Raw genomic sequence first — 24,688 nt, 5'->3', positions numbered from 1 at the left:
CAAGGAGTTTTTCGTTCTGTCTGCGCCAGAAGAGGTGCGAATTATAGAGAGATTCCAGAGGCCGTCAACCCCTTATCGCACCTTTTCCAGCAAGTTTGTTCTTCTTGCCTATAAGACGCGGGATTCGTCCAGCAATCATTGGGATTCGCACACTCAAAAGCACCGCCCCAATAACCGCATACAACGACCACTCCTTGAGATCAGCCCTGACAATCCAGAACATGTGCAACAACCCAAGCGCCAAAATCACGTAGATAAGCCGGTGAAGCTTTTTCCATCGCACGCCCAACCGTCGCTGGCTGTACCGATTCGATGTAACCGCCAGAGCGAGCAAACAAAGAAACGCCAGCGCACCCACAATAATGTAGGGCCGCTTCACCAGCTCCACACCCAATTGAGACCAATCAAGCCCCAGCACAAATACCGCATACGCACTCATGTGCATCAAGACATACGCAAAGCACCACAACCCCAACTGACGCCTGACCACGAGCCAACCAGGCCAGCCGGTCAGACGCTGCAGCGGAGTCATTGCTAACGTGATCAGTAACAGGATCAATGTGCCCAGGCCGAGCCTGTCGACCAATACTTTTCCGGGATCAGGCCCCAAAGCAAATATCCACGCTTGATACAACCACAGGACCGGAGCAACGCACGCTGCCAGAAAGACGCCCAGGCGCCAGAATGGGTAACGCATCAATAGTCCTTCCTTAAATCCATGCCTGTATATAAGGAGGCAACCTCCTCCCCATAGCCGTTGAACATTTCGGTTTGCCTTACGTTCGGACTGAACAGCCCACTCGGCAACCTGCGCTCTCGTGCCTGAGTCCAGCGGGGATGATCCACAGTGGGATTGACGTTGGCATAAAAGCCGTATTCGTTTGCGGCAATGCTTTGCCAGGTCGTTTTTGGCTGCTCACTGACCAGACTGATGCGCACGATGGACTTCACGCTTTTGAATCCATACTTCCAGGGCACGATCAGACGCAACGGGGCCCCATTCTGATTGGGCAGCTCACGCCCATACATGCCGACCGCGAGAATCGCCAGAGGATTCATCGCTTCGTCCAGCCGGAGCCCTTCGACATAAGGCCAGTCGATAAGGGCGAAACCCGAGCGCTGCCCTGGCATGCTTTTAGGGTCCTGCAACGTCTCAAATCGAATGTACTTGGCCTTGGATGTCGGCTCGACCTGCTTGAGCAGTTCGGAAATAGGAAAGCCGATCCACGGAATCACCATCGACCAGGCCTCGACGCAGCGCAGGCGGTAAATCCGCTCTTCCAGTTGATAAGGCTTCATGAAGTCTTCAAGCGCGTATCGGCCAGGCTTACCCACCTCCCCGTCGATCACAACACTCCACGGTTCGGTTTTCAGCGAACCCGCGTTTTGCGCTGGATCCCCTTTGTCGGTGCCGAACTCATAGAAGTTGTTGTAATGGGTCGCGTCTTTAAAAGGCGTGATCGCCTCGCCTTTGACGTTGACCGCCTGCCACTTTGTGCCGGGCAGTTTTTCGGCAAACCAGGCCGGAGCTTTACCGGCCTCGACATCAGGATACAGAGAAGGGTCGGCCGCACTGGCCCAACGCGGAATTGCACTGGCAGCCAAACTCGCCAGAGAACCGCCCAACAGGGCGCGACGGGAGAGATAAAAGGATTCGGGGGTGACGTCCGACTCTTTGCAATCGGACGTTGAGGGGATTTTGATTAGCATGATGACTCCACGGCCCAAGGGAACTGATGCACCAATAGACTGTGGAGTATGGGGGAAATTACATCACTCGGCTGATTTGCGGCGACGCAGCCGTAACAAATATTGAATCGGGCCGGACGCAGCGTAAGCGAGGAAAATCAGCAACAGGATGCGCGGCGGATCGCTGAACACTACGGCGAATACCAACACGACCGCCAAGATCGCCACAAAAGGCACGCGCCCCTTCAGGTCCAGCTCCTTGAAGCTGTTGTACTTGATGTTACTGACCATCAACATGCCAGCAGCCGCGACCAGCAACGCCACGAGGAACGACAGCTTTGAACCCTGGATGCCGTAATCGCTGAATGCCCAGACGGTACCTGCCACAACCCCCGCCGCAGCAGGGCTCGCCAGGCCAATGAAGTAGCGCTTGTCTGCCTTGCCGACCATGGTGTTGAAACGCGCAAGACGCAACGCTGCGCCAGCCACATATATGAAGGCCACCATCCAGCCGACCTTGCCCATGTCACCAAGCGCCCAGCCGAAGGCCAGTAATGCCGGCGCCACACCAAAGGCGACCATGTCGGACAAGGAGTCGTATTCAGCACCAAACGCGCTCTGAGTGTTAGTCATGCGCGCAACACGACCATCTAGACCGTCCAGAACCATAGCAACGAAGATCGCGATCGCGGCGAATGCGAAATACTTGCTTGCACCAGCGGTATCACCCGCGCTCAATGCACTTTGCGCGCTCATGGAGCTGATGATGGAATAGAAACCCGCGAACAGGTTGGCAGTGGTGAACAGATTAGGCAGCAGATAGATGCCTCGGTGCCGGACCTTGCGCCCTTCAGCGTCATGCCCTTCTTCAATATGTTCATCGATCGGTAGCAGGCTTTCGGCGTCAGAGGCCTTGTTTGGCTCTTCAGGACGTTCGCTCATGGACTTTTACCTTGCAACGGTGTGAGAAATTTCGACAGGTGTCTGCAGCGAGGGTTCGTCTGCAAACGATGCAGCTTTATACCAGACCTTACCCCATAACGAAAAAACGCGGCCATTTGGCCGCGTTTTTCAAAGCGCAGAACGGCGTCGCAGGGACTTAGTTCTTGGCTTTGTCGACGATCTTGTTGGCACCGATCCAAGGCATCATGGAGCGCAGTTGCTCGCCGATGATTTCGATACCGTGAGCGGCGTTGTTACGACGCTTGGCGGTCATCGAAGGGTAGCCGGTAGCGCCTTCACTGATGAACATCTTCGCGTACTCGCCGTCCTGAATGCGCTTCAGAGCGTTGCGCATGGCTTGACGGGATTCAGCGTTGATGACTTCAGGACCGGTCACGTACTCGCCGTATTCGGCGTTGTTGGAGATCGAGTAGTTCATGTTGGCGATACCGCCTTCGTACATGAGGTCGACGATCAGCTTCAGTTCGTGCAGGCACTCGAAGTAAGCCATTTCTGGAGCGTAGCCAGCTTCAACCAGAGTTTCGAAGCCTGCTTTGACCAGTTCAACAGTACCGCCACACAGAACGGCTTGCTCGCCGAACAGGTCGGTTTCAGTTTCGTCTTTGAAAGTGGTTTCGATGATACCGGTACGACCGCCGCCAACGCCGGAAGCGTACGACAGTGCAACGTTTTTGGCGTTGCCGGTAGCATCTTGATAAACAGCGATCAGGTCAGGGATACCGCCGCCTTTGACGAACTCGGTACGCACGGTGTGACCTGGCGCTTTAGGCGCGATCATGATCACGTCCAGGTCAGCGCGAGGCACGACCTGATTGTAGTGAATCGCGAAACCGTGGGAGAAGGCCAGAGTTGCGCCCTTCTTGATGTTCGGTTCGATTTCGTTTTTGTACAGCTGAGACTGAAACTCGTCCGGAGTCAGGATCATAACCAGGTCAGCAGCAGCAACAGCGGTAGCAACGTCAGTCACTTTCAGGCCGTGAGCTTCAGCCTTGGCGACAGTGGCCGAACCTTTACGCAGACCAACAGTGACATCTACGCCGGAGTCTTTCAGGTTGCACGCTTGAGCGTGGCCTTGGGAACCGTAGCCGATGATGGCAACTTTTTTGCCCTGGATGATCGAAAGGTCGCAGTCTTTGTCGTAATAAACTTTCATGAAATTCCCCTGTTATCACGGCCGTCAGGCCATTTTGCTAAATGAGATTAGATGCTCAGCACTTTGTCGCCACGGGCTATGCCCGTCACGCCGCTGCGTACTGTTTCCAGGATAGCGGCAGTGCCGATGGCCTGAATGAAGCTGTCCAGCTTGTCGCTCGTACCGGTCAGCTGCACGGTATAAACGCTCGCTGAGACGTCAACGATTTGCCCACGGAAGATATCCGTGGTGCGCTTGATCTCGGCGCGCTGGGCGCCGGTAGCCTTGACCTTGATCAGCATCAGTTCGCGCTCGATGTGAGCGCTTTCCGACAGATCGACCAATTTGACCACTTCGACCAGCTTGTTGAGGTTTTTGGTGATCTGCTCGATCACTTCATCGTGACCAACAGTGGTCAACGTCAGACGCGACAGTGTCGGGTCTTCCGTTGGCGCCACAGTCAGGCTTTCGATGTTGTAGTTACGCTGCGAAAACAGGCCCACGACGCGAGACAATGCACCCGGTTCGTTTTCCAGCAAAAGCGAAATGATATGCCGCATGATTAAGTCCGCTCCGTCTTGCTCAGCCACATATCGCGCATGGAGCCGTCTTTGATCTGCATCGGGTAAACGTGCTCGGTGACGTCGACTTGAATATCGATGAACACCAGACGATCAGTCATGGCGAACGCTTCTTCCATCTTCGGCTTCAGATCTTTCAGATCGGTGATCTTCATGCCGACATGACCGTAAGCCTCGACCAGCTTCACGAAGTCAGGCAGCGACTCCATATAAGAGTGCGAGTGACGGCCGCTGTAGCTCATGTCCTGCCATTGACGGACCATGCCGAGCACGCCGTTGTTGAGCAGGATGATTTTCACCGGCAGGCCGTACTGCAAGCAGGTGGACAACTCCTGGATGTTCATCTGGATGCTGCCTTCGCCGGTCACACAGGCAACGTGAGCTTCCGGGAAGCTGAGCTTGACGCCCATGGCTGCCGGAAAACCGAAGCCCATGGTGCCCAGACCACCGGAGTTGATCCAGCGATTAGGCTTGTTGAACCGGTAGTACTGGGCAGCAAACATCTGGTGCTGACCAACATCGGAGGTGACAAAAGCGTCGCCATTGGTCACTTCGCACAAGGTCTCGATGACCTTCTGCGGCTTGATCACGCTGCCGTCGCCCGGGTTGTACGGGAACAGATCGCGATCACCGCGCCATTCATCAATCTGCTTCCACCAGGACGCAACGGCTGTCTTGTCCGGCAGCTCGCCGATGTCCTTGAGCGTCGCGACCATTTCAGTCAGTACGCTTTCAACCGGACCCACGATAGGCACATCGGCCTTGATGGTTTTGGAGATGGACGCCGGGTCGATATCGATGTGAATGATTTTCGCATTCGGGCAGAACTTGGCCGCGCCATTGATGACTCGGTCATCGAAACGTGCGCCAACCGCCAGGATCACATCGGCGTGGTGCATCGCCAGGTTGGCGGTGTAGCTGCCATGCATACCCAACATGCCGACGAATTGGCGATCCATGCCCGGATAGCAACCAAGGCCCATCAATGTATTGGTGACCGGCGAGTTCAGGGTTTGAGCCAGCTCTGTCAAAGGAGCCGAGCCATTGCCCATGATCACGCCGCCACCGGCATAGATGATCGGACGCTTGGCAGCCAGCAGCATTTCCACGGCCTTGCGGATCTGACCCGAGTGGCCACGAACCGCCGGGCTGTAGGAGCGCAGTTTGGCTTTCTTCGGGAAGACGTACTCGAACTTCTCGGCCGGGTTAGTCATGTCCTTCGGAATATCGACAACCACCGGACCAGGACGGCCTGATTGCGCCAGATAGAAGGCTTTCTTCAGGACTTCAGGAATCTCCGATGGGTGCTTGATCATGAAGCTGTGCTTCACGATAGGCCGCGAGATACCGATCATGTCGGTTTCCTGGAACGCATCGGTGCCGACCAGCGTGCTGGCTACCTGCCCCGACAGAACCACCATGGGAATGGAGTCCATGTACGCCGTGGCGATACCGGTGATTGCGTTGGTAGCGCCAGGACCGGAAGTCACCAGCACGACGCCAGCCTTGCCTGTAGCGCGAGCGTAGCCGTCAGCCATGTGCGTGGCTGCCTGTTCATGACGAACAAGAATATGGTTAACGGCAGGCTCTTTGAACAGGGCGTCGTAAATGTGCAGGAGGGCGCCGCCAGGGTACCCATAAATGTTCTTAACGCCTTCGTCACGCAAAAAGCGGACGACCATTTCAGCGCCGGATAAGAGCTCCACGTTGTTCACCTCTAAAACGCCAGAATACCGTCCACACACGAGGACGGGTCTTAATAGGTTTTACTGCCAAGCAGAGCATGAGCGACGGTGGTCGCCGACTACGTCAGCACTGACTGAGCAAGTATTGGGATGACCCCTGAGTGTTTCGGGGCTTTCCCACCCAGCGCGAGGTAACGCGTTGCGGGTGTTACAGGTCGGCGCGGGTGTGCGCCTCATGATCTACCGAGATGGCCTGCTTCTGGCAGTCCTTCCACAGCGAACTTTGGATTGTTGTGATTCGACTGCTCCAAGTCAAGTCATCCGTGAGCTTTCTTCCAGCAAAGGCGACTAAAACGCACTGAATAAGGTCGGCGCTGCGGGCTTATGGTAATTTGCAGCACGCACCTGACCTGAAGGAAGCAGCATGCACCGCACGATCGCCGCAGCCCTCGCAACGCTGGCTTTGAGCGCGGCCAGCCAGGCGGCATCTATCTATAAATGGGTAGACGCCCAAGGCGTGACGCACTTTGACGCTCAGCCGCCGGCGGGCCAGCAAACTCAGCAAATCGATATCAAGGCCCCCCCTGCGGCCTCATCCTATGGCAGCAGTTCGCAGCCGAAGAACAATGGTCAGAGTGAGCAGCGCGCTATCGATGCAGACGTCAAAAAGAAAATTGCCCAGGAAGAGGCTCAGCGCAGTGAGGATTGCAAGATATTGCGCACTAACCTCTCTCAGCTCCAGAACAACCCCCGAGTGCGCGAGCAGGTCGAGGGTGGGCTCAAGCGTTTAAACGAAGATGAACGCAAGGCGCGCGCGGCTGAAACGGAAACAGCGATCAAAGACAACTGCACCGACCCGCTGTAAGTCTTTAGCGAGTGGCGGAGATCAGTTGATCGAACTGGGCAAGTAATTGCTGCAGAGGCCGGGTTTCACGCTGGCGGGTGGCGTAAACCATTTCCGCCATTTCGAGGATGCCCGAGGCGTTTGGCAACGGCAGGTCGTTTTCCAGGATGAGCTTCATGCGTGGCAGGAATATCCACTGCAGCCATTGCTCGAACTCCAGCGAGTCGACGCAGAAAGGCTCACCGCTAGACAGTGCCTCATCGCTGGGCGGCGTGTCACTCCACCAGCCCAGTGCCCGCAACTCGCGTTCAATCAGCAGCAACTGTTCTGCCACCTCAGGAAAGCGCCTGTCCATCAAGCGCCCACCTTGGCTTTCTGACGAGCTTGTGCCGCGCCCGCTGCATTGCCCTGCTTCTCGCGGGCCTGAGCGATGATGTCCCACAGACTGGCCTGGAGACTCGGACGACCATTCGCATAGGTCAGACCACGCTGTGCCAGTTGTTCCGCCTGAGCTGGATCACCCTGGGCCAGCCGCACCTGAGCCAGACGATAAATGACCTGAGGCTCTCGAGGAGCAACGCGCTGCGCACGCTCCAGGCTTGAAGACGCGCCATTCAGGTCGCCACCATTCTGTTGCTGCTGGGCGGTAGTCAACAGCGCCAGTACCGGCCCGTCGAGTTGCTCGTCAGCCGATAGCCCACCCGAGGAAGGGATGCCGGTCGGTGCCTGGGTTGCAGGCATTTCGTAGGTATTATTAGTTACCGGCGCGCTGGCCGGTGACGTTTCAATCGGCGTGTTGACACTGAACGGCACCTGCGCGGCCGGAGCTGCATAGGCGCCCGGGGCGTTCGAGCCTGCGGCGCCCGGCACCATCACTACAACGCCGGAGTCCTGAGGCATCGACTGAGTCTGGGCCGGGGGCTGAGCGACAGTCGGGCGCGTCGCACCGTTACGGGCAACCCTCTCGCTATTGGAAACCCTGGAACCGGAGTCCACGACGGGAATCGAGCCGCGTTCGACACTGGCGCAGCCATTGAGCAACGTCAGAGCTGCTAAAGCCGGTAGTAACCACTTGTTCAATTCACACCTCTCAGTTCAACCAACCCTTGACCCAATCCATCACTTCCTGGGCCGGAGCCGCAGCAGGCCCACCACAAGAAGCACCGGGTGCAGGTTCACTGCCGCGAATATACGGCATCTGTACTGCATTCGGGCAGGTCGGGTCGGTACCTTGCCCAGTGGCGGCATTGACCCATACCTGCACGACGTTATCCGGAAGCGCCATATCCAAGGGGAGCGGATCGGCCTTTTTCATAAAGCTGGTCCAGACCTGCAAAGCACCCGTGGCGCCAGTAAACGGCGTCTTGCCGTTATCGTCTCGCCCCAACCACACAACCGCCAGCAGATCCTGACTAAAACCTGCAAACCAACTGTCGCGAGAATCGTTGGTGGTGCCTGACTTGCCCGCCAGGTTCAGCGAACTCGGCAGTACGTTGTACACCGACCGGCCTGTCCCCTCGCGCATCACCCGCTGCATTGCATTCTGCAGCAGGTAGATTGAGCCCGGATCGAAGCGCTGCTGGATCTGGAAAGGATAGCGCTTGAGCGGCTCGCCTTCAGCAGTCAATACGCTGCGAATCCCGCGCATCGGCGTATTGAAGCCGCCGTTGGCGATGGTCTGAAACATGGTCGCAACCTGCATCGGGCTCAGCGCCCCCGCTCCCAACAACATCGATGGATATGCAGGCCAGTCCATCTGTACGCCAAGCTTGCCGATGGTTTTGAATACATTCGGCACGCCGAGTTCCAGACCAATCTTGGCACTCGACAAGTTGTAGGAGTGCGCCAGCCCTTGATACAGGAAGATATTGCCGTGAGCCTTGTGATCGAAGTTCTGCGGCTTCCATATCTGGCCATCGGCACCTTTGACCTGGAACGGCTCATCGGCCACCCAACTGGTCAGGGTGTACTTGCTCGGCTGCTCAAGGGCGGTGAGATAAATAGACGGTTTGACCAGCGAGCCGATTGGCCGTACAGCATCAATCGCCCGATTGAAGCCGGCGTAGCCAGCTTTGCGGCTGCCAATCAAAGCCTGTACTTCACCGGTCTCAGGGTTAGTCACGACCATCGCCGCTTCAACGTCGTCAACGCCTTTACGCCCCGAGAGCCGCTTGAACGTCTCGCTCATGGCGGCTTCGGACTTCATCTGCAGGATCGGATCGAAGCTGGTGAAGATACGCAGACCTTCTTCAGTCAAGTCTTCGTCACGGTAGTCTTCTCGCAGCTGACGTTTGACCAGATCAAGAAAACCAGGGAACGAGCTGTCCGCCAGACTGCCGGTTTTGGTAACACCTAATGGCATCTGTTTGGCAGCCGCGACCACTTCCGCCGTGGCTACGCCCTGCTGTTCGAGTAGATCGAGCACCAGATTACGGCGTTCCAGTGCACGCTCCGGGTTGCGACGCGGGTTGTAATAGGAAGGGCCTTTGACCAATCCAACCAGCAGCGCCACCTGATGCAGCTTCAACTCAGACAGTGGCTGGCTGAAAAAATACTGGCTGGCGAGACCGAAACCGTGCACCGCCCGCTGACCGTCCTGGCCGACAAACACCTCGTTGAGGTAGGCCTCAAGAATCTCCTGCTTGCTGTAATGCACTTCGAGCAAGACCGCCATCATGGCTTCGGTCAGTTTGCGGGTCAGGCTACGCTCGTTGGTCAGGTAGAAGTTTTTCACCAACTGCTGGGTCAGGGTGCTGCCGCCCTGACGCATCTGACCGGCGGAGGCGTTGACCCAGAAGGCCCGGGCAATCGACTTGGGTGACACACCAAAGTGATGATAGAAATCACGGTCTTCGACGGTAACCAGCGTATCCAGCAAGTAAGGCGGGGCCTGATCAAGCTTGATCAGAATCCGGTCTTCGAGGTTTTTCGGATAAAGCCCGCCGATCATCAGCGGCTCGAGCCGGGCTACTGCCAGTTTGGCGCCATTACCCGAGGCCAGGTCGGCCACATAGTCGCCGGAGAAACGCACGCGGATCTGCTGTGCAGGGTCGGCGCCTTCGTAAAACTGAAAACCACGAGTGTTAAGGTCAACCGTATTGCCACTGACCGCTGCTGCACCCGGGCCATTGGCAACGGCTTCGCGGCGGTAGCCCAGAGCATCAAGCTCAATCAGGAAGTCGTCCTTGCTCAGCTTTTGCCCAACGAAAAGCTCAAGCGGGCGCGCATACACCTTGGCGGGAATGGTCCAGCGCTTGCCGGAAAACTTTTCCTGAACGATGGCATCCAGGTAAATGGCGAAGCCGGCCAGGATGACAACGCCGACGATGCTGAGCTTCAATGCCCAGCCCATCCAGGTACGAAGTCTGCTGGGGGCAGGTTTTTTTGCTTTGCGGGGAGTACGAGTTCGAGTCATGGCGGCGGATTATACGCACTTTAGAGGCGATCGACAGACGCCTATGCCAGTGGTTTGCAGCCTCGCGTTGAGCGGCCATAATGGCCGCCTGAAAGCATTCACCGAATCATCACTTTTGAAGGATCGTCCGTGAGCCAGTCACTGATTGCAGCCCTGCAGAACCCAGCCCTCTTCCCCCATGCAGTCGAGGACTTCCAAGTCATCGAAACGCACATTTCGTGGGTCCTGCTCACTGGTCCTTTTGTTTACAAAATCAAGAAACCGATGAATTTCGGCTTTCTCGACTTTACGACCCTGGCAGCGCGCGAACACTTTTGTAATGAAGAGCTGCGCCTGAACCAGCGTCTTACCGAAGACTTGTATCTGGAAGTGCTGCCTATCACTGGCAGCGCTGAAAACCCGCAGCTGGGCGGCGACGGTGAAGTCATCGAGTATGCCCTGAAAATGCGTCAGTTCCCGCAAACCGGCTTGCTCAGCACGTTGCAGGCAAACGGTGAGCTGACACCTGCGCACATCGACCAGATCGCCAGGCAGATTGGCGAGTTTCACATCAACGCTCCAAAGGTTACCGAAGAAACCGAGCTGGGTTCGCCAGATAGCGTCATGGCGCCGGTGCTGCAGAACTTTGAACAAATTCGCCCGATGATCAGCGAAAAGGCTGACCTGCTCCAGCTTGACGCCCTTCAAGCCTGGGCGGAGTCCAGCTTTGAACGCCTCAAACCGTTGCTGGCACAGCGCAAAGCCGATGGCTTCATTCGTGAATGCCATGGCGACATCCATCTGGGCAACATCACACTGATCGACGACAAGGTCGTGATCTTCGATTGCATCGAATTCAACGAGCCGTTCCGCAAAACCGACGTTTATGCCGACATCGCGTTCCTGGCCATGGACCTGGAAGACCGTGGCCTCAAGTCCCTTTCGCGTCGCTTGATAAGCAACTACCTTGAGCTGACCGGCGACTATAAAGGGCTGGAGCTGCTGAATTTCTACAAAGCCTATCGTGCTCTGGTGCGCGCCAAGGTCGCACTGTTCGGCCTTTCCCCAGATGCCGATCTGGTGCAGCGCGGTGCGATTTTGCGTCAGTACCGCAACTACGCGAATCTGGCTGAGAGCTATAGCGCAATTCCATCGCGCTTCCTGGTTATTACTCATGGCGTATCCGCAGTCGGCAAAAGCCAGGTGGCCATGCGTCTGGTGGAGGCGCTAGGAGCTGTGCGTCTGCGCTCTGACGTCGAACGCAAACGCCTGTTTGCCGCAAAAAACCAGGACACCGGCCTCTATGACGCCGATGCCAGTGTGGCCACTTACCAGCATCTGCACGAACTGGCTGCCACGGTGTTGCGCGCCGGGTTCCCGGTAATCATCGACGCAACCTATCTCAAGCACGCACAACGCGCCGCAGCGGCCGGCGTCGCGGAAGCGACCGGCGTGCCGTTCCTGATTCTGGATTGCGACGCCCCACAGGCGGTGATTGAGGGCTGGCTGGCACATCGTCAGGCGCAGGGCGGTGATCCGTCCGATGCCACCATGGAGGTTATCGCGGCGCAACAAGCCAATCGCGAGCCGCTGACTGCTGAAGAAACCCTGCAGAGCAAGCGTGTCGAGACCAACAAAAGCAGCGATCTGGACAGCCTGGTGGAAAACCTGCGGCAGCGTTTGCCAGGGCTCTGAAACAATGTTTGAGCCGTCTGGCAGTTAGCGCTTCACGGCTCAAAAATAGTGGCGATATAATGGCGTCATAATTCTAACGGAACGGATGAAGTGAGGCGTTATGAGTCAGCCCAAAGTACTTGATTCACCCCTGTATACGATGCTGCGCAACGACGATGTTGAAGGGTTTAACCAAGAGAAACCCAAGTCTGGCACCGTCGATTTCGTGGGTGGTGATTTCCGCGGTCTGGACTTGCGCAACCTTGATACGACCGGTATCGATTTTACCGATGCGTATTTCCGTTCCGCCGACCTGCGAGGTCTGGATCTGCGCAATACGCCTCTGGAAGGCGCAAGCATTGCTCACGCTCAAATTTCCGGGGCGTTCTTCCCCCGTGAACTCGCCGCTGATGAAATCCTGATGTCGGTTAATTTCGGTACTCGGCTACGTTACCGCACCCGCTAGATCCGTCCCAAGGCCCGCATGCGCAACGCATGTCGGGCTGACGGTTCAGCGCTGCTGTTCATACATACTTCGCAGCACCTGACGCGATCCTCCCCTCCCAACATTGGATCCGAATTTCCGACCACATGCAGTGCGCTGCGTGTCGGCAACGCTAAACTCACAGCAAACTTGCCGGTTTTACCCGCAGTAGAAAGTCAGAGCTCAGCATCGCACGGAGGCATGATGAACGATGATCTGCAACACTTGAAAAACGTCGGCAAGACGTCAGCACAGTGGTTACACGCCGTAGGTATTCACAGCACGTCGGATTTACGAAGGATGGGGGCTGTTGATGCTTATGAGGCCGTACGAAAGCGAGGTTTTCGTGCAACCAAGGTGTTGTTGTATGCGATTGAGGCTGCCTTGATGGATATCCACTGGAATGATTTGCCCACCGATCGCAAGGATGCTTTGAACAGGCAATTACAGCGCATTGCCGTTCGGCGCAAGCGCCTGGCAGGGCCGTAAATAATACAGATGGAGAACAGGGCAAAAATAAGTCATTGACATGCAAATGAGAATCGCTATGATTATCACAACTGGTCGCGAGACTGGCCGATAACTGAAAGACCTTGGTTCGGACTTTCAGATTATCTCCTCATCAGGCTAATCACGGTTTTTGACCCGGCTTTTTGCCGGGTCTTTTTTTGCCTGAAATTCCTTATGCAACCCTCTCAAGTCCCATACGGTCCCGGCGCCAGAACGCCCAACCTGGAAAGAATATCGTCCAGCAAGCTAGAGCCGGTCAGTCGGACACGCTGCGCGTTGACCCATTGCGGACCGAAACGCGACTGAGCCATATCGAGAAACACTTCGGCTTCATCGAAGGTGCGGATCCCGCCGCAGAACTTGAGCCCCACTTGCCCGCCTACATCAGCGATGGTTTCCAGCATGATCCGCGCAGCCTGGGGTGTTGCAGTGCCAACCAGCTTGCCGGTACTGGTCTTGATAAAGTCGGCCCCCGACGTGATCGCGTCCCGGCATGCATTGCGGATAATCTGCGGATCCCGCAAGTCTCCCGTTTCCAGCGTAACGGTCAGCGACACCCGCCTCCCACAGGCTGCACGGCATGCGGCAATCATGTCCAAACCCGTCCGGCGATCCCCCGACAGCAATGTGCGGAATGGGTACACCATTTCGACTTCATCTGCTCCCGCCATCACTGCCGCGCGCGCTTCAGACGCCGCGTTGTCGACATTTGGCGAACCATAAGGAAAGTTGACGACGGCTACGACTCTGATGTCCGGCGTCTGCTGCCGATCCAGCGTAGTGCGCGCCAGTAAAGTGAAGCGGGGATAAACGCAGACGGCGGCGACGCCTCCTACCGGCGTCAGTGCACGCTGACATATGCCAACAATTCGCTCCTCCGTGTCATCCGTATTAAGCGCCATCAGGTCAAGGAGGCCGATCGCCTCCTGGGCTCGCTGCTCTTTATCGCTGTCTACTGCGCTGCTCATTTCAGCCTCGAAAACTTCAAAAAACGAAGAACGAGACAATATAGGAGCGGGAGCCGAGAAATCGGCCCGAGGGGAAAAAGCGAGCGGGACTACAGAACAAACGGAAATTTCTGAAAGAAAACGAGCATCTGTAAGAGCTGCCGCAGGCTGCGGATCGAAAGGGCACCCAACTTTTTCGCAGCCATCGGCAGCTACAAAGCCTGGGTGCACCCTAAGAAATACAGGGCCTTTAGGAGCAATTTGATTTGTGGGAGCGAGCTTGCTCGCGAAGAGGTCGGAATACCCAAGCATCAATCTAAACCTGGATACCGCCTTCGCGAGCAAGGTGGAGCGCCACTCCGGTCGCTCCCACTAGTCCACCGTTTACTATGCGACAGCGCGATGTCTGGACGACGAAGCACAGTTGCTACAGAAAACTTTTACTTACCCATCTGAGCGCAGTAATCCTGCTCCGGCAGCGCGGCCGTGTACCAGACGTAATCGGCGCTGCCTGGCTCGACCTGTGTACCCACTTGAGCCAGGAGCAAAACCACCGGGCTTTCGTCAACGCCCAGCTCCGCCAGATGCAATGGGACGCCTACATCCTTGCGCACATGGTAGGAACCTGCGAACAACAACGCTGGGAGGGGCGCTGCAACCAGGCTCCGGGCCATGCGTCGATCACGTTGCTGCTGAACAGTCAGCATGGCGGGCAACTGATCTTCCGGTAGCACTCCACAATGGGAAGCGCGTATCTGGTCGAGTAATCGCTCCCGCACGCTTGGGGTGCTGGACGGCCCGGGCCTGACGTCCGGAGAGTCGTTATAGATTGCCTGCACCTCCGCGGTGTTCAGATTGGCAGCGAGCAAGGGATAGGGTTGAACTACCGCATATCGGATGATCGGTCCGTACAGTGCCCAGTCCCAGCCTTTCTGCCAGCCAAGCGCCGAAGGCAAATCCGGGGGAAAGGTTGAGCTGGCAATGATATCGGCCCGAACCGCATCGATGGCCGCTTGTTGATCTGGCTTGATCATCTCCAGCAGCAGGCTACCCTGGGGTCTGCGATCTGCAAGCACCTGCAGGATCCACAGTTGTAATGCATGGTGGTCAGGATTGTCGTGTTGCTCTCCGACTAAGACCCGCGATGCTCTCGCAAGTCGCTCCGCCAACTGCTGCGGGGTCAGCTCCTGTCCACTCTTGGTGTCATGAATCATGCCTAAATCCACGTGTTCACGCCCATTTGGGCTCTGCCAGGCGGGTATAGTCGGCAACGAAGGTGGCGCTTGGCAAGCATTGAGCGTCAACATCGCCAGTATCAGAAATGGCTGACAGGCACGCCTGACTTTATGCATGATTTTTGGCTATTTTCATCGAAGATAATTCCATAAATGAGCCGAAGGCTGCGAACTGGTCTGTCTGACACAACGCTTACTCTGCGCCGCGGTGCTCGTGAGTTTCAGAAAACGCATTCCACCTCAGAATTCAGGAGTTCTATTGAGACTGCTCTGTACCCGCGAATCACTGCCAGAAGCACAAAGTCGCGGCTTTAACGTCGACGGATTGGGGCTGCTGGCGGTACGCCGCAATGGCCAGGTGTTCGTCTATCGCAACCGCTGCCCACACCGAGGTGTGCCATTGGAGTGGCAGCCGGACCGGTTTCTCGATAACAGCGCGAGCCTGATTCAGTGCGCCACCCACGGCGCGTTATTCCTGATCGAGAGCGGCGAATGCATCACCGGCCCCTGCGAAGGCCAGTCGTTAATCAGCATTGCCTGTCGTGAAGATCAGGACGGAATATGGATTTCGACCGCCGAGGCGGATTGACCCGGCGCCATCGCCCAATGCACCTGCAAGGGCCGATCAATGAATATTTCCTCAGGCGTCAATTGCACCCCATAGGCCAGCACCTCGACACCGGCCGCAACCGCTTCGCGCAAGGCCTCGGCATAACCTGGATCAATCTCCTGAGCCGGCCTGACGGCTTCAACTCCCGTGAGATTGACGCAATAGAGCAGAACAGCCCGCACGCCCTCCCGCGCCAGATTGGCCAGTTCCCGCAGATGGCGAGCTCCACGCTGGGTGACAGCGTCCGGAAAAGCCGCTACGGGTGATCCATCAAATCCCAGCGTGACACTCTTGACCTCGACATAGGCCGGGCCTGCGGGGAAATCAAGACGGAAATCCACCCGGCTTTTTTCCTGGCCGTAAGCCACTTCTCGTTTGAGCCCCGTGAAGCCGTTCAGTTCGCTGATCACTCCGGCACGCAATGCCTCTTCGACGAGATGATTGGCGCGGCCGGTGTTGATACAGGCGAAACGGCCCTGAGGTGTCTCGCTGATTTCCCAAGTACCCGGCAATTTACGCTTAGGGTCATTGGAGCGGCTGAACCAGATGCGCCCACCGGGCATCATGCAGTTGAACATCGAGCCGGTATTGGGACAGTGAATAGTCAGGAATTCGCCGCTGTCGGTTTGAATATCCGCCAGGAAACGCTTGTAGCGGACCAACAGCAACCCTTGTTCAAGCTCTGGAGAAAACCTCATCAGCCTCTCCAGCTCCGCAAGCCGTGAGCAATGCGTTGCACAGCCTCCTCCAGGCGGGGCAGGCTCTGGGTATAGGCGAACCGCACATGATGCCCTGCCTTGAACCGGCCAAAATCCAGCCCCGGCGTAATCGCGACATATTCTGTTTCGAGGAAGTGGCGGCAAAACCCAAAGGCATCGCCGCCGAAGGCGCTGATGTCCGCGTAAAGATAGAAAGCCCCTTCAGGCTCGACGGCAATACCAAAGCCCAGCTCGCGCAAGGCAGGCAATAGAAAGTCACGACGTCGGCCAAACTCGGCACGACGCTGTTCGAGAATTTCCAGTGTGCGGGGCTCGAAGCACGCCAGCGCAGCGTATTGGGCCATGCTCGGTGCACTAATGTAGAGGTTCTGCGCCAGTTTTTCCAGGTCCGCCACCGCGTCTTGCGGAGCGACCAGCCAGCCGAGACGCCAGCCAGTCATGCCGAAATATTTGGAAAAACTATTGAGAACGAACGCGTCGTCATCGACTTCCAGAACGCTGGCTGCGTCAGTCCCGTAAGTCAGACCGTGGTAAATCTCATCCACCACCAGATGACCATTGCGCGCTTTGAGAGACGCGGACAGCGCCGCCAACTCATCACGGCTCAACAGCGTGCCGGTGGGATTGGCAGGCGATGCGACCAGAGCGCCAACGCTATCCTGATCCCAATGTTGCGCCACCAGATCCGGCGTCAGTTGGTAACGCTCTTGTGGCCCCACCGGGACCAATTGCGCCGCGCCTTCGACCAGGCGCAAAAAATGCCGGTTACAGGGGTAACCAGGGTCGGCAAGCAGCCAATGCTTGCCCGGGTCCACCAACAAACTGCTCGCCAAGAGCAAGGCACCGGAACCACCAGGCGTGACCAGAATGCGTTCGGGATCGACATTGACTCCGTAGCGCTGGTCATAGAAACCGGCGATAGCTTCACGCAACTCAGGCAACCCACGTGCGGCTGTATACCGGGTCTTGCCTGCTGAAAGGGCGGCCTGCCCCGCCGCGACGATGGGCTCAGCCGTAGTGAAATCGGGCTCGCCGATTTCCAGGTGAATCACATCATGCCCCGCCGCTTGCAGCTCATTGGCCCGCGCCAACAGCGCCATGACATGGAAAGGTTCGATGGCGCGACTGCGTGCACTGTAGGGCTGGGCCATTAGCCTTCCTTAAAAAAATCTGGATACCGCGCACGATTCTACCCAAGCGCCCCCGCAGCGGTAATGTTAATGACGCAAACAGCTCGCAGAATGACCGCCGACTCCGGGTGGCAGCGTCTATGCCAGAGCGTTCATTCAAATGAGTGTAACGAGCTGACGTCAGGACAAGCATTTCCCAGCCTGGGGTTTCACGGCAACCCTCGTAATGCGGGGCCAGCGATGACACCCTCGACAACCGGGAGTAGCGCGCTCCGATTTGATCTGGTAAGTTCGCCCGCTTGCAGCCGCAGGGCCGGCAGGTGTCGGTGATGGATTATTTCCTGCGCAATGGATTAAAGAGTGAGAGGCGGTCCATTCATGCCCACCCAAGAAAAGCAGCAGAACAACCAGCTGGCCGGTGACTTCAAGCCTTACGAAATCAGTAAGGGTGAGGAGTACATGAGCGATGCCATGCGCGCTCACTTCACGAAAATCCTCAACAGTTGGAAGTTGCAGTTGATGCAAGAGGTCGATCGAACCATGCATCACATGAAAGACGAAGCCGCCAACTTCCCGGACCCGGCCGACCGTGCCAGTCAGGAAGAGGAATTCAGCCTCGAACTTCGTGCCCGTGATCGCGAACGCAAGTTGATCAAGAAGATCGACAAAACGTTGCAACTGATCGAAGACGAAGAATATGGCTGGTGCGAATCCTGCGGTGTAGAGATCGGCATCCGCCGTCTTGAAGCCCGCCCAACCGCCGATCTTTGCATTGATTGCAAAACCCTGGCGGAAATCAAGGAAAAGCAGGTCGGCAAGTAACTCGACCCGCAACCTTGCACACAAAGGACGCTTCGGCGTCCTTTGTTGTTTTTGGGGTCTAGCGTTTAACGCATTCATGTCGGACCGGCTTTAGCCGGTCCCACGGGTTCGCGCCAGTCCAGATTTCACACTGCACCTGTGGGAGCGAATTCATTCGCGAAGGCGATGCCAGGGCCAATGAAGATGCATCGAGTGTACTGGCCTCTTCGCGAAGGAATTCGCTCCCACAGGGTTTGCGCATTTTCCAGTAACATCCGGCCCATGAAATCCCCTTCTTATATCGGGCGCTTTGCGCCGACGCCCAGCGGTTATCTGCACTTCGGCTCGCTGGTCGCAGCGCTGGCTTCGTATCTGGACGCTCGCTCAGTGGGTGGGCAATGGCTGATGCGCATGGAAGACCTCGATCCGCCTCGGGAAGTCGCCGGCGCACAGGCCGCCATTCTCAATACTCTGGAGCGTTATGGCTTTGAGTGGGACGGCCAGTTGGTCACCCAAAGCCAGCGGCACGACGCCTACCAGGAAATCATCAACCGCTGGTTCAGCCATGGCCTGGCGTATGCCTGCACCTGTTCGCGCAAACAACTGGAGCCGTTTCAAGGCGTCTATCCCGGTCTGTGCCGCAACGCTGGGCACTCGCCGGACAACGCGGCAATCCGCATCCGCGTACCTGAGTTGCAATACCGCTTTGAAGATCGGGTACAGGGCGTATTCCAACAGCATCTGGGGCAGGAAGTCGGTGATTTTGTAATCCGCCGCCGTGACGGTTTTTTTGCCTATCAACTGGCCGTGGTCATCGATGACGCCATGCAAGGTGTTACCGATATCGTGCGCGGTGCCGACTTGCTCGACTCCACCCCTCGTCAGCTGTATCTCCAGGAATTACTTGGCGCACGCCAACCTCGTTACCTGCATATCCCGCTCATCACCCAGCCCGACGGCAACAAGCTAGGCAAGTCTTACCGCTCGCCACCATTGGAAGCCGACCAGGCAACACCGCTTCTGTTGCGTGCCTTGCGGGCGCTGGGTCAGGCGCCAGAATCTGCCCTCGCGTATGGCACCCCCGAGGAAGTCTTGAAATGGGCAATCGGGAGCTGGAACGTTTCCGCAATTCCTTGTGTTCGGAACCTTGAAGAGGCTCGTATAGACTGAGCTAGAGCGGTTGGCTGCAACCGATACGAACGTCCGGAGAAACGACGCTTGCAGGTTGCTCGCCATCCGTTACCATGCCGCTCCACATCTGCCGCAACGCGAATGAATCGTGAAGGAGGCCAAATGTATATTTACCGCTTGGTCCTGTTGCTGGTAGTAGGCATTTATCTGTTTTCCCCGGCCATCATGGATTGGTGGATCGACGCAACCGGCGCCTGGTATCGGCCTTATCTGCTGTGGTTGATCCTGATCGTGGTGACTTTCATCCTTCAGAGCCAACGAGATGCCGATGAGCTTTAGCCTGACCCAGATGATTCTGGTCAGCGCCGCGTATCTGTTGGTGCTGTTTGGTGTGGCCTGGATCAGCGAGCGCGGCGTAATACCGCGCTGGATCATTCGTCACCCGCTGACTTACACCCTGTCGCTGGGCGTTTACGCCAGCGCCTGGGCGTTCTATGGCACGGTCGGCCTGGCCTATCAGTACGGCTATGGGTTCCTGTCCAGTTACCTCGGGGTTTCCGGCGCGTTTCTGCTGGCCCCGGTGCTGCTTTATCCGATCCTGAGAATCACCCGAACCTACCAGCTGTCATCGTTGGCGGATCTGTTTGCCTTTCGCTTTCGCAGCACTTGGGCCGGGGCGCTGACCACGATATTCATGCTGATCGGCGTTCTCCCGCTGCTCGCTCTGCAAATTCAGGCCGTGGCAGATTCCATCGGGATTCTGACCCGCGAACCGGTGCAAGCGCGGGTGGCTATCGCGTTCTGCGCCTTGATCACCTTGTTCACGATTTTCTTCGGTTCGCGGCATATCGCAACCCGCGAGAAACACGAAGGGCTGGTATTCGCCATCGCCTTTGAGTCGGTCATCAAGCTGGTGTCTATCGGTGGCATTGGCCTGTATGCGTTGTACGGAGTGTTCGACGGTCCGCAACAACTCGAACAGTGGCTGCTGCAAAACCAGACCGCCCTGGCCGCCCTGCACACTCCACTGCAAGAAGGGCCATGGCGCACCTTGCTGCTGGTGTTCTTCGCGTCAGCCATCGTCATGCCGCACATGTATCACATGACCTTCACCGAAAACCTCAACCCCCGGGGGCTGGTTAGCGCAAGTTGGGGTTTGCCGCTGTTTCTGCTCCTGATGAGCCTGGCGGTGCCGTTGATTCTGTGGGCCGGGCTGAAACTCGGCGCAACCACCAGCCCTGAATATTTCACCCTGGGCATCGGCATCGCAGTGAACAGCAAAGCCTTGGCATTGCTGGCCTACGTCGGCGGGCTGTCAGCGGCAAGCGGTTTGATAATCGTCACCACCCTGGCGTTGTCCGGCATGGCGCTCAATCATCTGGTATTGCCGCTCTATCAGCCTCCCGCTGAAGGCAATATCTATCGCTGGCTGAAATGGACCCGTCGCGGCCTGATCGTGGCGATCATCATGGCCGGCTACGGCTTCTATTTATTGCTCGGCGCTCAGCAGGATCTAGCCAATCTAGGCATTGTGGCGTTTGTGGCCACGCTGCAATTCCTGCCGGGGGTACTTTCGGTACTGTATTGGCCTGCCGCCAATCGTCGGGGGTTCATTGCCGGGTTGCTGGCAGGGATCACCGTCTGGATCGTCAGCATGTTGCTGCCGCTGATTGGCGACTTCCAGGGTTTCTATATTCCGCTGCTGAACATGATCTACGTGCTGGACGACACCAGCTGGCACATGGCGGCCATCGCCTCGCTGGCCGTGAACGTGCTGATCTTCACGCTGATTTCTCTGTTCAGTAATCCTAGCCCGGAAGAGGCCAGCGCCGCCGAAGCCTGTGCCGTGGATAACGTGCGCCGCCCGCAACGTCGAGAACTGCACGCCGCCTCCCCTCAGGAATTCGCCACGCAACTGGCTAAACCGCTGGGTGCCAAGGCGGCGCAGAAGGAAGTGGAACAGGCTCTGCGCGATCTCTATCTGCCATTCGACGAACGTCGGCCTTACGCATTGCGCCGGCTGCGGGACAGAATCGAAGCCAACCTGTCGGGCTTGATGGGCCCCAGCGTGGCGCAGGACATGGTGGAAACCTTCCTTCCCTACAAATCCGGCGGCGAAAATTACGTCACTGAAGATATTCACTTCATCGAAAGCCGCCTCGAAGACTATCACTCGCGCCTTACCGGCCTTGCTGCAGAACTCGATGCCTTGCGCCGTTATCACCGGCAAACCTTGCAAGAGCTGCCAATGGGCGTGTGCTCGCTGGCCAAGGATCAGGAAATCCTGATGTGGAACAAGGCCATGGAAGAACTCACCGGCATCGGCGCGCAACGGGTAGTGGGTTCGCGCCTTGAGACCATCGGCGAGCCGTGGCGCGAGCTGCTCAGCGGCTTCATCAACCTGCCCGATGAGCACTTGCACAAACAGCGCCTGGCGCTGGACGGGCAGACTCGCTGGCTGAATCTGCACAAGGCGGCAATCGACGAACCCCTTGCCCCGGGCAACAGTGGGCTGGTGCTGCTGGTAGAAGATTTGACTGACACTCAGATGCTCGAAGATAAACTGGTGCACTCCGAACGTCTGGCCAGTATCGGCCGACTGGCGGCGGGCGTGGCCCACGAGATCGGCAACCCGATCACCGGCATCGCCTGTCTGGCGCAGAATCTGCGTGAAGAGCGCGAAGACGATGGCGAACTGACTGAAATCAGCAGCCAGATCCTTGAGCAAACCAAGCGGGTCTCGCGCATCGTGCAGTCGCTGATGAGCTTCGCCCACGCCGGCAGCCACCAGCATAACGACGAAGCTGTGTGCCTTGCGGAGGTCGCGCAGGATGCCATTGGTCTGCTCGCACTTAATCGTCGCAACTACGAAGTGCAGTTCTACAACCTGTGCAACCCCGAGCACTGGGCCGATGGTGATCCACAGCGGCTTGCTCAGGTGTTGATCAATCTGCTTTCCAACGCCCGTGACGCATCGCCTGCAGGCGGCGCCGTCCGGGTCAAGAGCGAAGCTTCCGAACACACTGTCGACCTGATCGTCGAAGACGAAGGCACTGGTATTCCCAAAGCAATCATGGACCGATTGTTCGAACCGTTTTTCACCACAAAGGATCCGGGTGAAGGCACCGGACTAGGCCTCGCGCTGGTCTATTCCATCGTTGAAGAGCATTATGGACAGATCACCATCGACAGCCCGGCAGACACCGAGCACCAACGCGGCACCCGTATCCGGGTGACCTTACCGCGTCATGTCGAAGCGACGTCCGCCGTGAACTGAGCCCGTCGAGAGAATTGAATCAATGCCGCATATTCTGATCGTCGAAGACGAAACCATCATCCGCTCCGCCCTGCGTCGCCTGCTGGAACGAAATCAGTACCAGGTCAGCGAAGCCGGTTCGGTGCAGGAAGCCCAGGAACGTTTCAGCATCCCGTCGTTTGATCTGATCGTCAGCGATTTGCGCTTGCCCGGAGCACCCGGCACTGAGCTGATAAAGCTCGGCGAGGGTAAACCGGTGCTGATCATGACCAGCTACGCGAGCCTGCGCTCCGCCGTCGACTCCATGAAAATGGGCGCGGTGGATTACATCGCCAAACCGTTCGACCACGATGAAATGCTCCAGGCCGTCGCACGTATCTTGCGTGACCGGCAGACAGTGCAGAGCATCCAGGCCGACCGCACGGCGAACGCGGCCAAAGCCGGGACGTCTGACAAATCCCCGGTCGACAACAGCAATGGCGAGATCGGCATCATTGGCTCCTGTGGCCCGATGCAGGATCTGTACAGCAAGATCCGCAAGGTCGCGCCTACCGACTCCAACGTTCTGATCCAGGGCGAATCGGGTACCGGTAAAGAATTGGTGGCCCGGGCGCTGCACAATCTGTCGCGACGTGCCAAGGCACCGATGATTTCCGTGAACTGTGCGGCAATCCCGGAAACCTTGATCGAGTCCGAACTATTCGGCCACGAAAAAGGCGCCTTTACCGGTGCCAGCGCCGGTCGCGCAGGCCTTGTCGAAGCAGCCGATGGCGGCACACTGTTTCTCGATGAAATCGGCGAACTGCCCCTTGAAGCCCAGGCACGTTTGCTCCGAGTGTTGCAGGAAGGCGAAATTCGACGGGTAGGCTCGGTGCAATCGCAAAAGGTCGATGTGCGCCTGATCGCAGCCACCCACCGGGACCTGAAAAGCCTGGCCAAGGTTGGTCAGTTCCGTGAAGACCTTTATTACCGCCTGCACGTCATCGCGCTCAAGCTTCCGGCACTGCGCGAGCGCGGCAACGACGTCCTGGACATCGCCCGCTCGTTTCTGGCTCGGCAGAGCCTCAAGGCTGGCCGTAACGATCTCAAATTTGCCCCGGACGCCGAGCAAGCCATTCGCCAATACACCTGGCCTGGCAACGTTCGCGAACTGGAGAACGCTGTAGAGCGCGCAGTGATTCTCTGCGAAAGCCCGGAAATTTCCGCTGAGCTGCTGGGTATCGACATCGAGCTGAACGATCTGGACGATGAGGACTTCATCGGTCTGGCCCCGCAGCAAGGGTCTGCCAGCTCGACCAGTCACGAGCCGACGGAGGATCTGTCTCTTGAAGACTACTTCCAGCACTTCGTCCTTGAGCATCAGGACCACATGACCGAAACCGAGCTGGCACGCAAACTCGGTGTGAGCCGCAAGTGTCTGTGGGAGCGTCGCCAGCGGTTGGGCATCCCTCGTCGCAAAGGCGTCGCCAGCGAGACGTAACAACTATCGCGGGAGGCTCTGGCTCAAGCGTTCCCAGACATCCGCGAAACTGTTACCTCGACCAGTACACGTAACAAAAGCCGGGGTTTACGGTAACGTATCCCCGGCTTTTTTTTGCCATCAATACGCCAGTCAAGCGCTGAAGCCCCCGGTTTCTGGGGCTTTTGAAAAGTTGGCACAGGTCCTGCTATATCCTTAGTACAAGAACAACAAAAACCAGTACTAAAACACCCGATAATAAGAACAATACGAATCGACTCACGCATAACAAGAACAACACGGCGGAGGCGCAGCTAACTGATTCTTTTGGAGAGGAGTTGTATTTGGGGCATGCCCCACGACCAGGCTGAGAATAATAAAAACTACCCTTAGGTAGCGCCTGAACTGGTTGGATCGAATGATCATTGCAACGCAGCGACCAAA

Annotated in this window: 23 protein-coding genes; 10 read left to right on the top strand and 13 right to left on the bottom strand. The window is 57.2% G+C overall.

The window, feature by feature from the left end; translation table 11 throughout:
• Positions 1-64 precede the first annotated feature (64 nt).
• The 6 genes from msrQ to IV01_RS23750 form a co-directional block, all read right to left on the bottom strand.
• On the bottom strand, positions 65-697 hold the full coding sequence (msrQ, locus tag IV01_RS23725) for a protein-methionine-sulfoxide reductase heme-binding subunit MsrQ (RefSeq protein WP_032625006.1): 633 nt from the start codon (positions 695-697) through the stop codon (positions 65-67).
• Positions 697-1,710: a protein-methionine-sulfoxide reductase catalytic subunit MsrP gene (gene msrP, locus IV01_RS23730; RefSeq protein WP_032625005.1), complete on the bottom strand. Its 1,014-nt coding sequence runs from the start codon at positions 1,708-1,710 to the stop codon at positions 697-699. Before msrP ends, msrQ begins: the two co-directional genes overlap by 1 nt.
• Positions 1,711-1,773: 63 nt before the next feature.
• Positions 1,774-2,631: a CDP-diacylglycerol--serine O-phosphatidyltransferase gene (pssA, locus tag IV01_RS23735; RefSeq protein ID WP_032625004.1), complete on the bottom strand. Its 858-nt coding sequence runs from the start codon at positions 2,629-2,631 to the stop codon at positions 1,774-1,776.
• Between the two features lie 157 nt (positions 2,632-2,788).
• On the bottom strand, positions 2,789-3,805 hold the full coding sequence (gene ilvC, locus IV01_RS23740; protein ID WP_032625003.1) for a ketol-acid reductoisomerase: 1,017 nt from the start codon (positions 3,803-3,805) through the stop codon (positions 2,789-2,791).
• A gap of 47 nt (positions 3,806-3,852) precedes the next feature.
• Positions 3,853-4,344: an acetolactate synthase small subunit gene (ilvN, locus tag IV01_RS23745; protein ID WP_032625001.1), complete on the bottom strand. Its 492-nt coding sequence runs from the start codon at positions 4,342-4,344 to the stop codon at positions 3,853-3,855.
• Between the two features lie 2 nt (positions 4,345-4,346).
• Positions 4,347-6,071, bottom strand: coding sequence for an acetolactate synthase 3 large subunit (locus tag IV01_RS23750; RefSeq protein ID WP_032625030.1), 1,725 nt, complete (start codon positions 6,069-6,071; stop codon positions 4,347-4,349).
• Between the two features lie 403 nt (positions 6,072-6,474).
• Here IV01_RS23750 and IV01_RS23755 point away from each other — a divergent pair, with 403 nt between their 5' ends.
• Positions 6,475-6,915: a DUF4124 domain-containing protein gene (locus tag IV01_RS23755; RefSeq protein WP_032625000.1), complete on the top strand. Its 441-nt coding sequence runs from the start codon at positions 6,475-6,477 to the stop codon at positions 6,913-6,915.
• Between the two features lie 4 nt (positions 6,916-6,919).
• Here IV01_RS23755 and IV01_RS23760 read toward each other — a convergent pair whose 3' ends face one another.
• From IV01_RS23760 to mrcB, 3 genes are read right to left on the bottom strand one after another with little or no spacing between them, the layout of a single operon-like run.
• Positions 6,920-7,249 carry a YqcC family protein gene (locus tag IV01_RS23760; RefSeq protein WP_032624999.1) on the bottom strand — a complete coding sequence of 110 codons (330 nt, stop codon included), beginning with the start codon at positions 7,247-7,249 and terminating at the stop codon, positions 6,920-6,922.
• On the bottom strand, positions 7,249-7,974 hold the full coding sequence (locus IV01_RS23765) for a tetratricopeptide repeat protein (protein ID WP_050507247.1): 726 nt from the start codon (positions 7,972-7,974) through the stop codon (positions 7,249-7,251). Before IV01_RS23765 ends, IV01_RS23760 begins: the two co-directional genes overlap by 1 nt.
• A gap of 10 nt (positions 7,975-7,984) precedes the next feature.
• Positions 7,985-10,309, bottom strand: a complete 2,325-nt coding sequence (gene mrcB, locus IV01_RS23770) for a penicillin-binding protein 1B (protein ID WP_032624997.1) — start codon at positions 10,307-10,309, stop codon at positions 7,985-7,987.
• 129 nt (positions 10,310-10,438) lie between these two features.
• On the opposite strand from mrcB, the gene IV01_RS23775 reads away from it, so the two are divergent.
• The 3 genes from IV01_RS23775 to IV01_RS23785 all read left to right on the top strand — a co-directional run bounded on the left by IV01_RS23775 (position 10,439) and on the right by IV01_RS23785 (position 12,935).
• Entirely contained in the window at positions 10,439-11,983 is a 1,545-nt protein-coding gene (locus tag IV01_RS23775; RefSeq protein ID WP_032624995.1) for a bifunctional aminoglycoside phosphotransferase/ATP-binding protein, read from the top strand.
• 100 nt (positions 11,984-12,083) lie between these two features.
• The gene (locus IV01_RS23780; protein WP_032624993.1) at positions 12,084-12,428 is read left to right on the top strand and encodes a pentapeptide repeat-containing protein; all 345 of its coding nucleotides are present in this window, start codon (positions 12,084-12,086) and stop codon (positions 12,426-12,428) included.
• A 222-nt stretch (positions 12,429-12,650) separates the two neighbouring features.
• Complete coding sequence (locus tag IV01_RS23785) at positions 12,651-12,935, top strand: TfoX/Sxy family protein (RefSeq protein WP_032624992.1); 285 nt, start codon at positions 12,651-12,653, stop codon at positions 12,933-12,935.
• Positions 12,936-13,141: 206 nt separating this feature from the next.
• Here IV01_RS23785 and deoC read toward each other — a convergent pair whose 3' ends face one another.
• Both deoC and IV01_RS23795 read right to left on the bottom strand, forming a co-directional pair.
• Entirely contained in the window at positions 13,142-13,924 is a 783-nt protein-coding gene (gene deoC, locus IV01_RS23790) for a deoxyribose-phosphate aldolase (protein ID WP_032624991.1), read from the bottom strand.
• Between the two features lie 419 nt (positions 13,925-14,343).
• Entirely contained in the window at positions 14,344-15,255 is a 912-nt protein-coding gene (locus IV01_RS23795) for a ChaN family lipoprotein (RefSeq protein WP_032624990.1), read from the bottom strand.
• A gap of 142 nt (positions 15,256-15,397) precedes the next feature.
• Here IV01_RS23795 and IV01_RS23800 point away from each other — a divergent pair, with 142 nt between their 5' ends.
• The gene (locus IV01_RS23800) at positions 15,398-15,727 is read left to right on the top strand and encodes a Rieske (2Fe-2S) protein (protein WP_032624989.1); all 330 of its coding nucleotides are present in this window, start codon (positions 15,398-15,400) and stop codon (positions 15,725-15,727) included.
• On the opposite strand, the gene sfsA is transcribed toward IV01_RS23800, so the two are convergent.
• Together sfsA and IV01_RS23810 are read right to left on the bottom strand one after the other, a co-directional pair.
• Positions 15,688-16,446 carry a DNA/RNA nuclease SfsA gene (gene sfsA, locus IV01_RS23805; protein WP_032624988.1) on the bottom strand — a complete coding sequence of 253 codons (759 nt, stop codon included), beginning with the start codon at positions 16,444-16,446 and terminating at the stop codon, positions 15,688-15,690. The two genes, IV01_RS23800 and sfsA, sit on opposite strands and share 40 nt — an antisense overlap.
• Positions 16,446-17,618 (bottom strand): pyridoxal phosphate-dependent aminotransferase, encoded by a 1,173-nt coding sequence (locus IV01_RS23810; RefSeq protein WP_032624987.1) that lies wholly within the window; start codon positions 17,616-17,618, stop codon positions 16,446-16,448. Before IV01_RS23810 ends, sfsA begins: the two co-directional genes overlap by 1 nt.
• 357 nt (positions 17,619-17,975) lie before the next feature.
• On the opposite strand from IV01_RS23810, the gene dksA reads away from it, so the two are divergent.
• The 5 genes from dksA (at position 17,976) to IV01_RS23835 (ending at position 24,265) form a co-directional block, all read left to right on the top strand.
• Positions 17,976-18,419, top strand: a complete 444-nt coding sequence (gene dksA, locus IV01_RS23815; RefSeq protein WP_032624986.1) for an RNA polymerase-binding protein DksA — start codon at positions 17,976-17,978, stop codon at positions 18,417-18,419.
• 261 nt (positions 18,420-18,680) lie between these two features.
• Positions 18,681-19,568, top strand: coding sequence for a tRNA glutamyl-Q(34) synthetase GluQRS (gene gluQRS / locus IV01_RS23820; protein WP_032624985.1), 888 nt, complete (start codon positions 18,681-18,683; stop codon positions 19,566-19,568).
• Positions 19,569-19,691: 123 nt separating this feature from the next.
• Positions 19,692-19,868 (top strand): hypothetical protein, encoded by a 177-nt coding sequence (locus IV01_RS23825; RefSeq protein ID WP_004879930.1) that lies wholly within the window; start codon positions 19,692-19,694, stop codon positions 19,866-19,868.
• On the top strand, positions 19,852-22,806 hold the full coding sequence (locus tag IV01_RS23830; RefSeq protein ID WP_195758729.1) for a sensor histidine kinase: 2,955 nt from the start codon (positions 19,852-19,854) through the stop codon (positions 22,804-22,806). Before IV01_RS23825 ends, IV01_RS23830 begins: the two co-directional genes overlap by 17 nt.
• 22 nt (positions 22,807-22,828) lie before the next feature.
• On the top strand, positions 22,829-24,265 hold the full coding sequence (locus IV01_RS23835; protein WP_032624983.1) for a sigma-54-dependent transcriptional regulator: 1,437 nt from the start codon (positions 22,829-22,831) through the stop codon (positions 24,263-24,265).
• Positions 24,266-24,688 lie beyond the last annotated feature (423 nt).

The organism is Pseudomonas syringae (assembly GCF_000737245.1).
Lineage (GTDB): Bacteria > Pseudomonadota > Gammaproteobacteria > Pseudomonadales > Pseudomonadaceae > Aquipseudomonas > Aquipseudomonas syringae_J.
The sequence above is the reverse complement of the archived record's forward strand: the minus strand, read 5'-3'. Positions and strand labels throughout refer to the sequence as shown.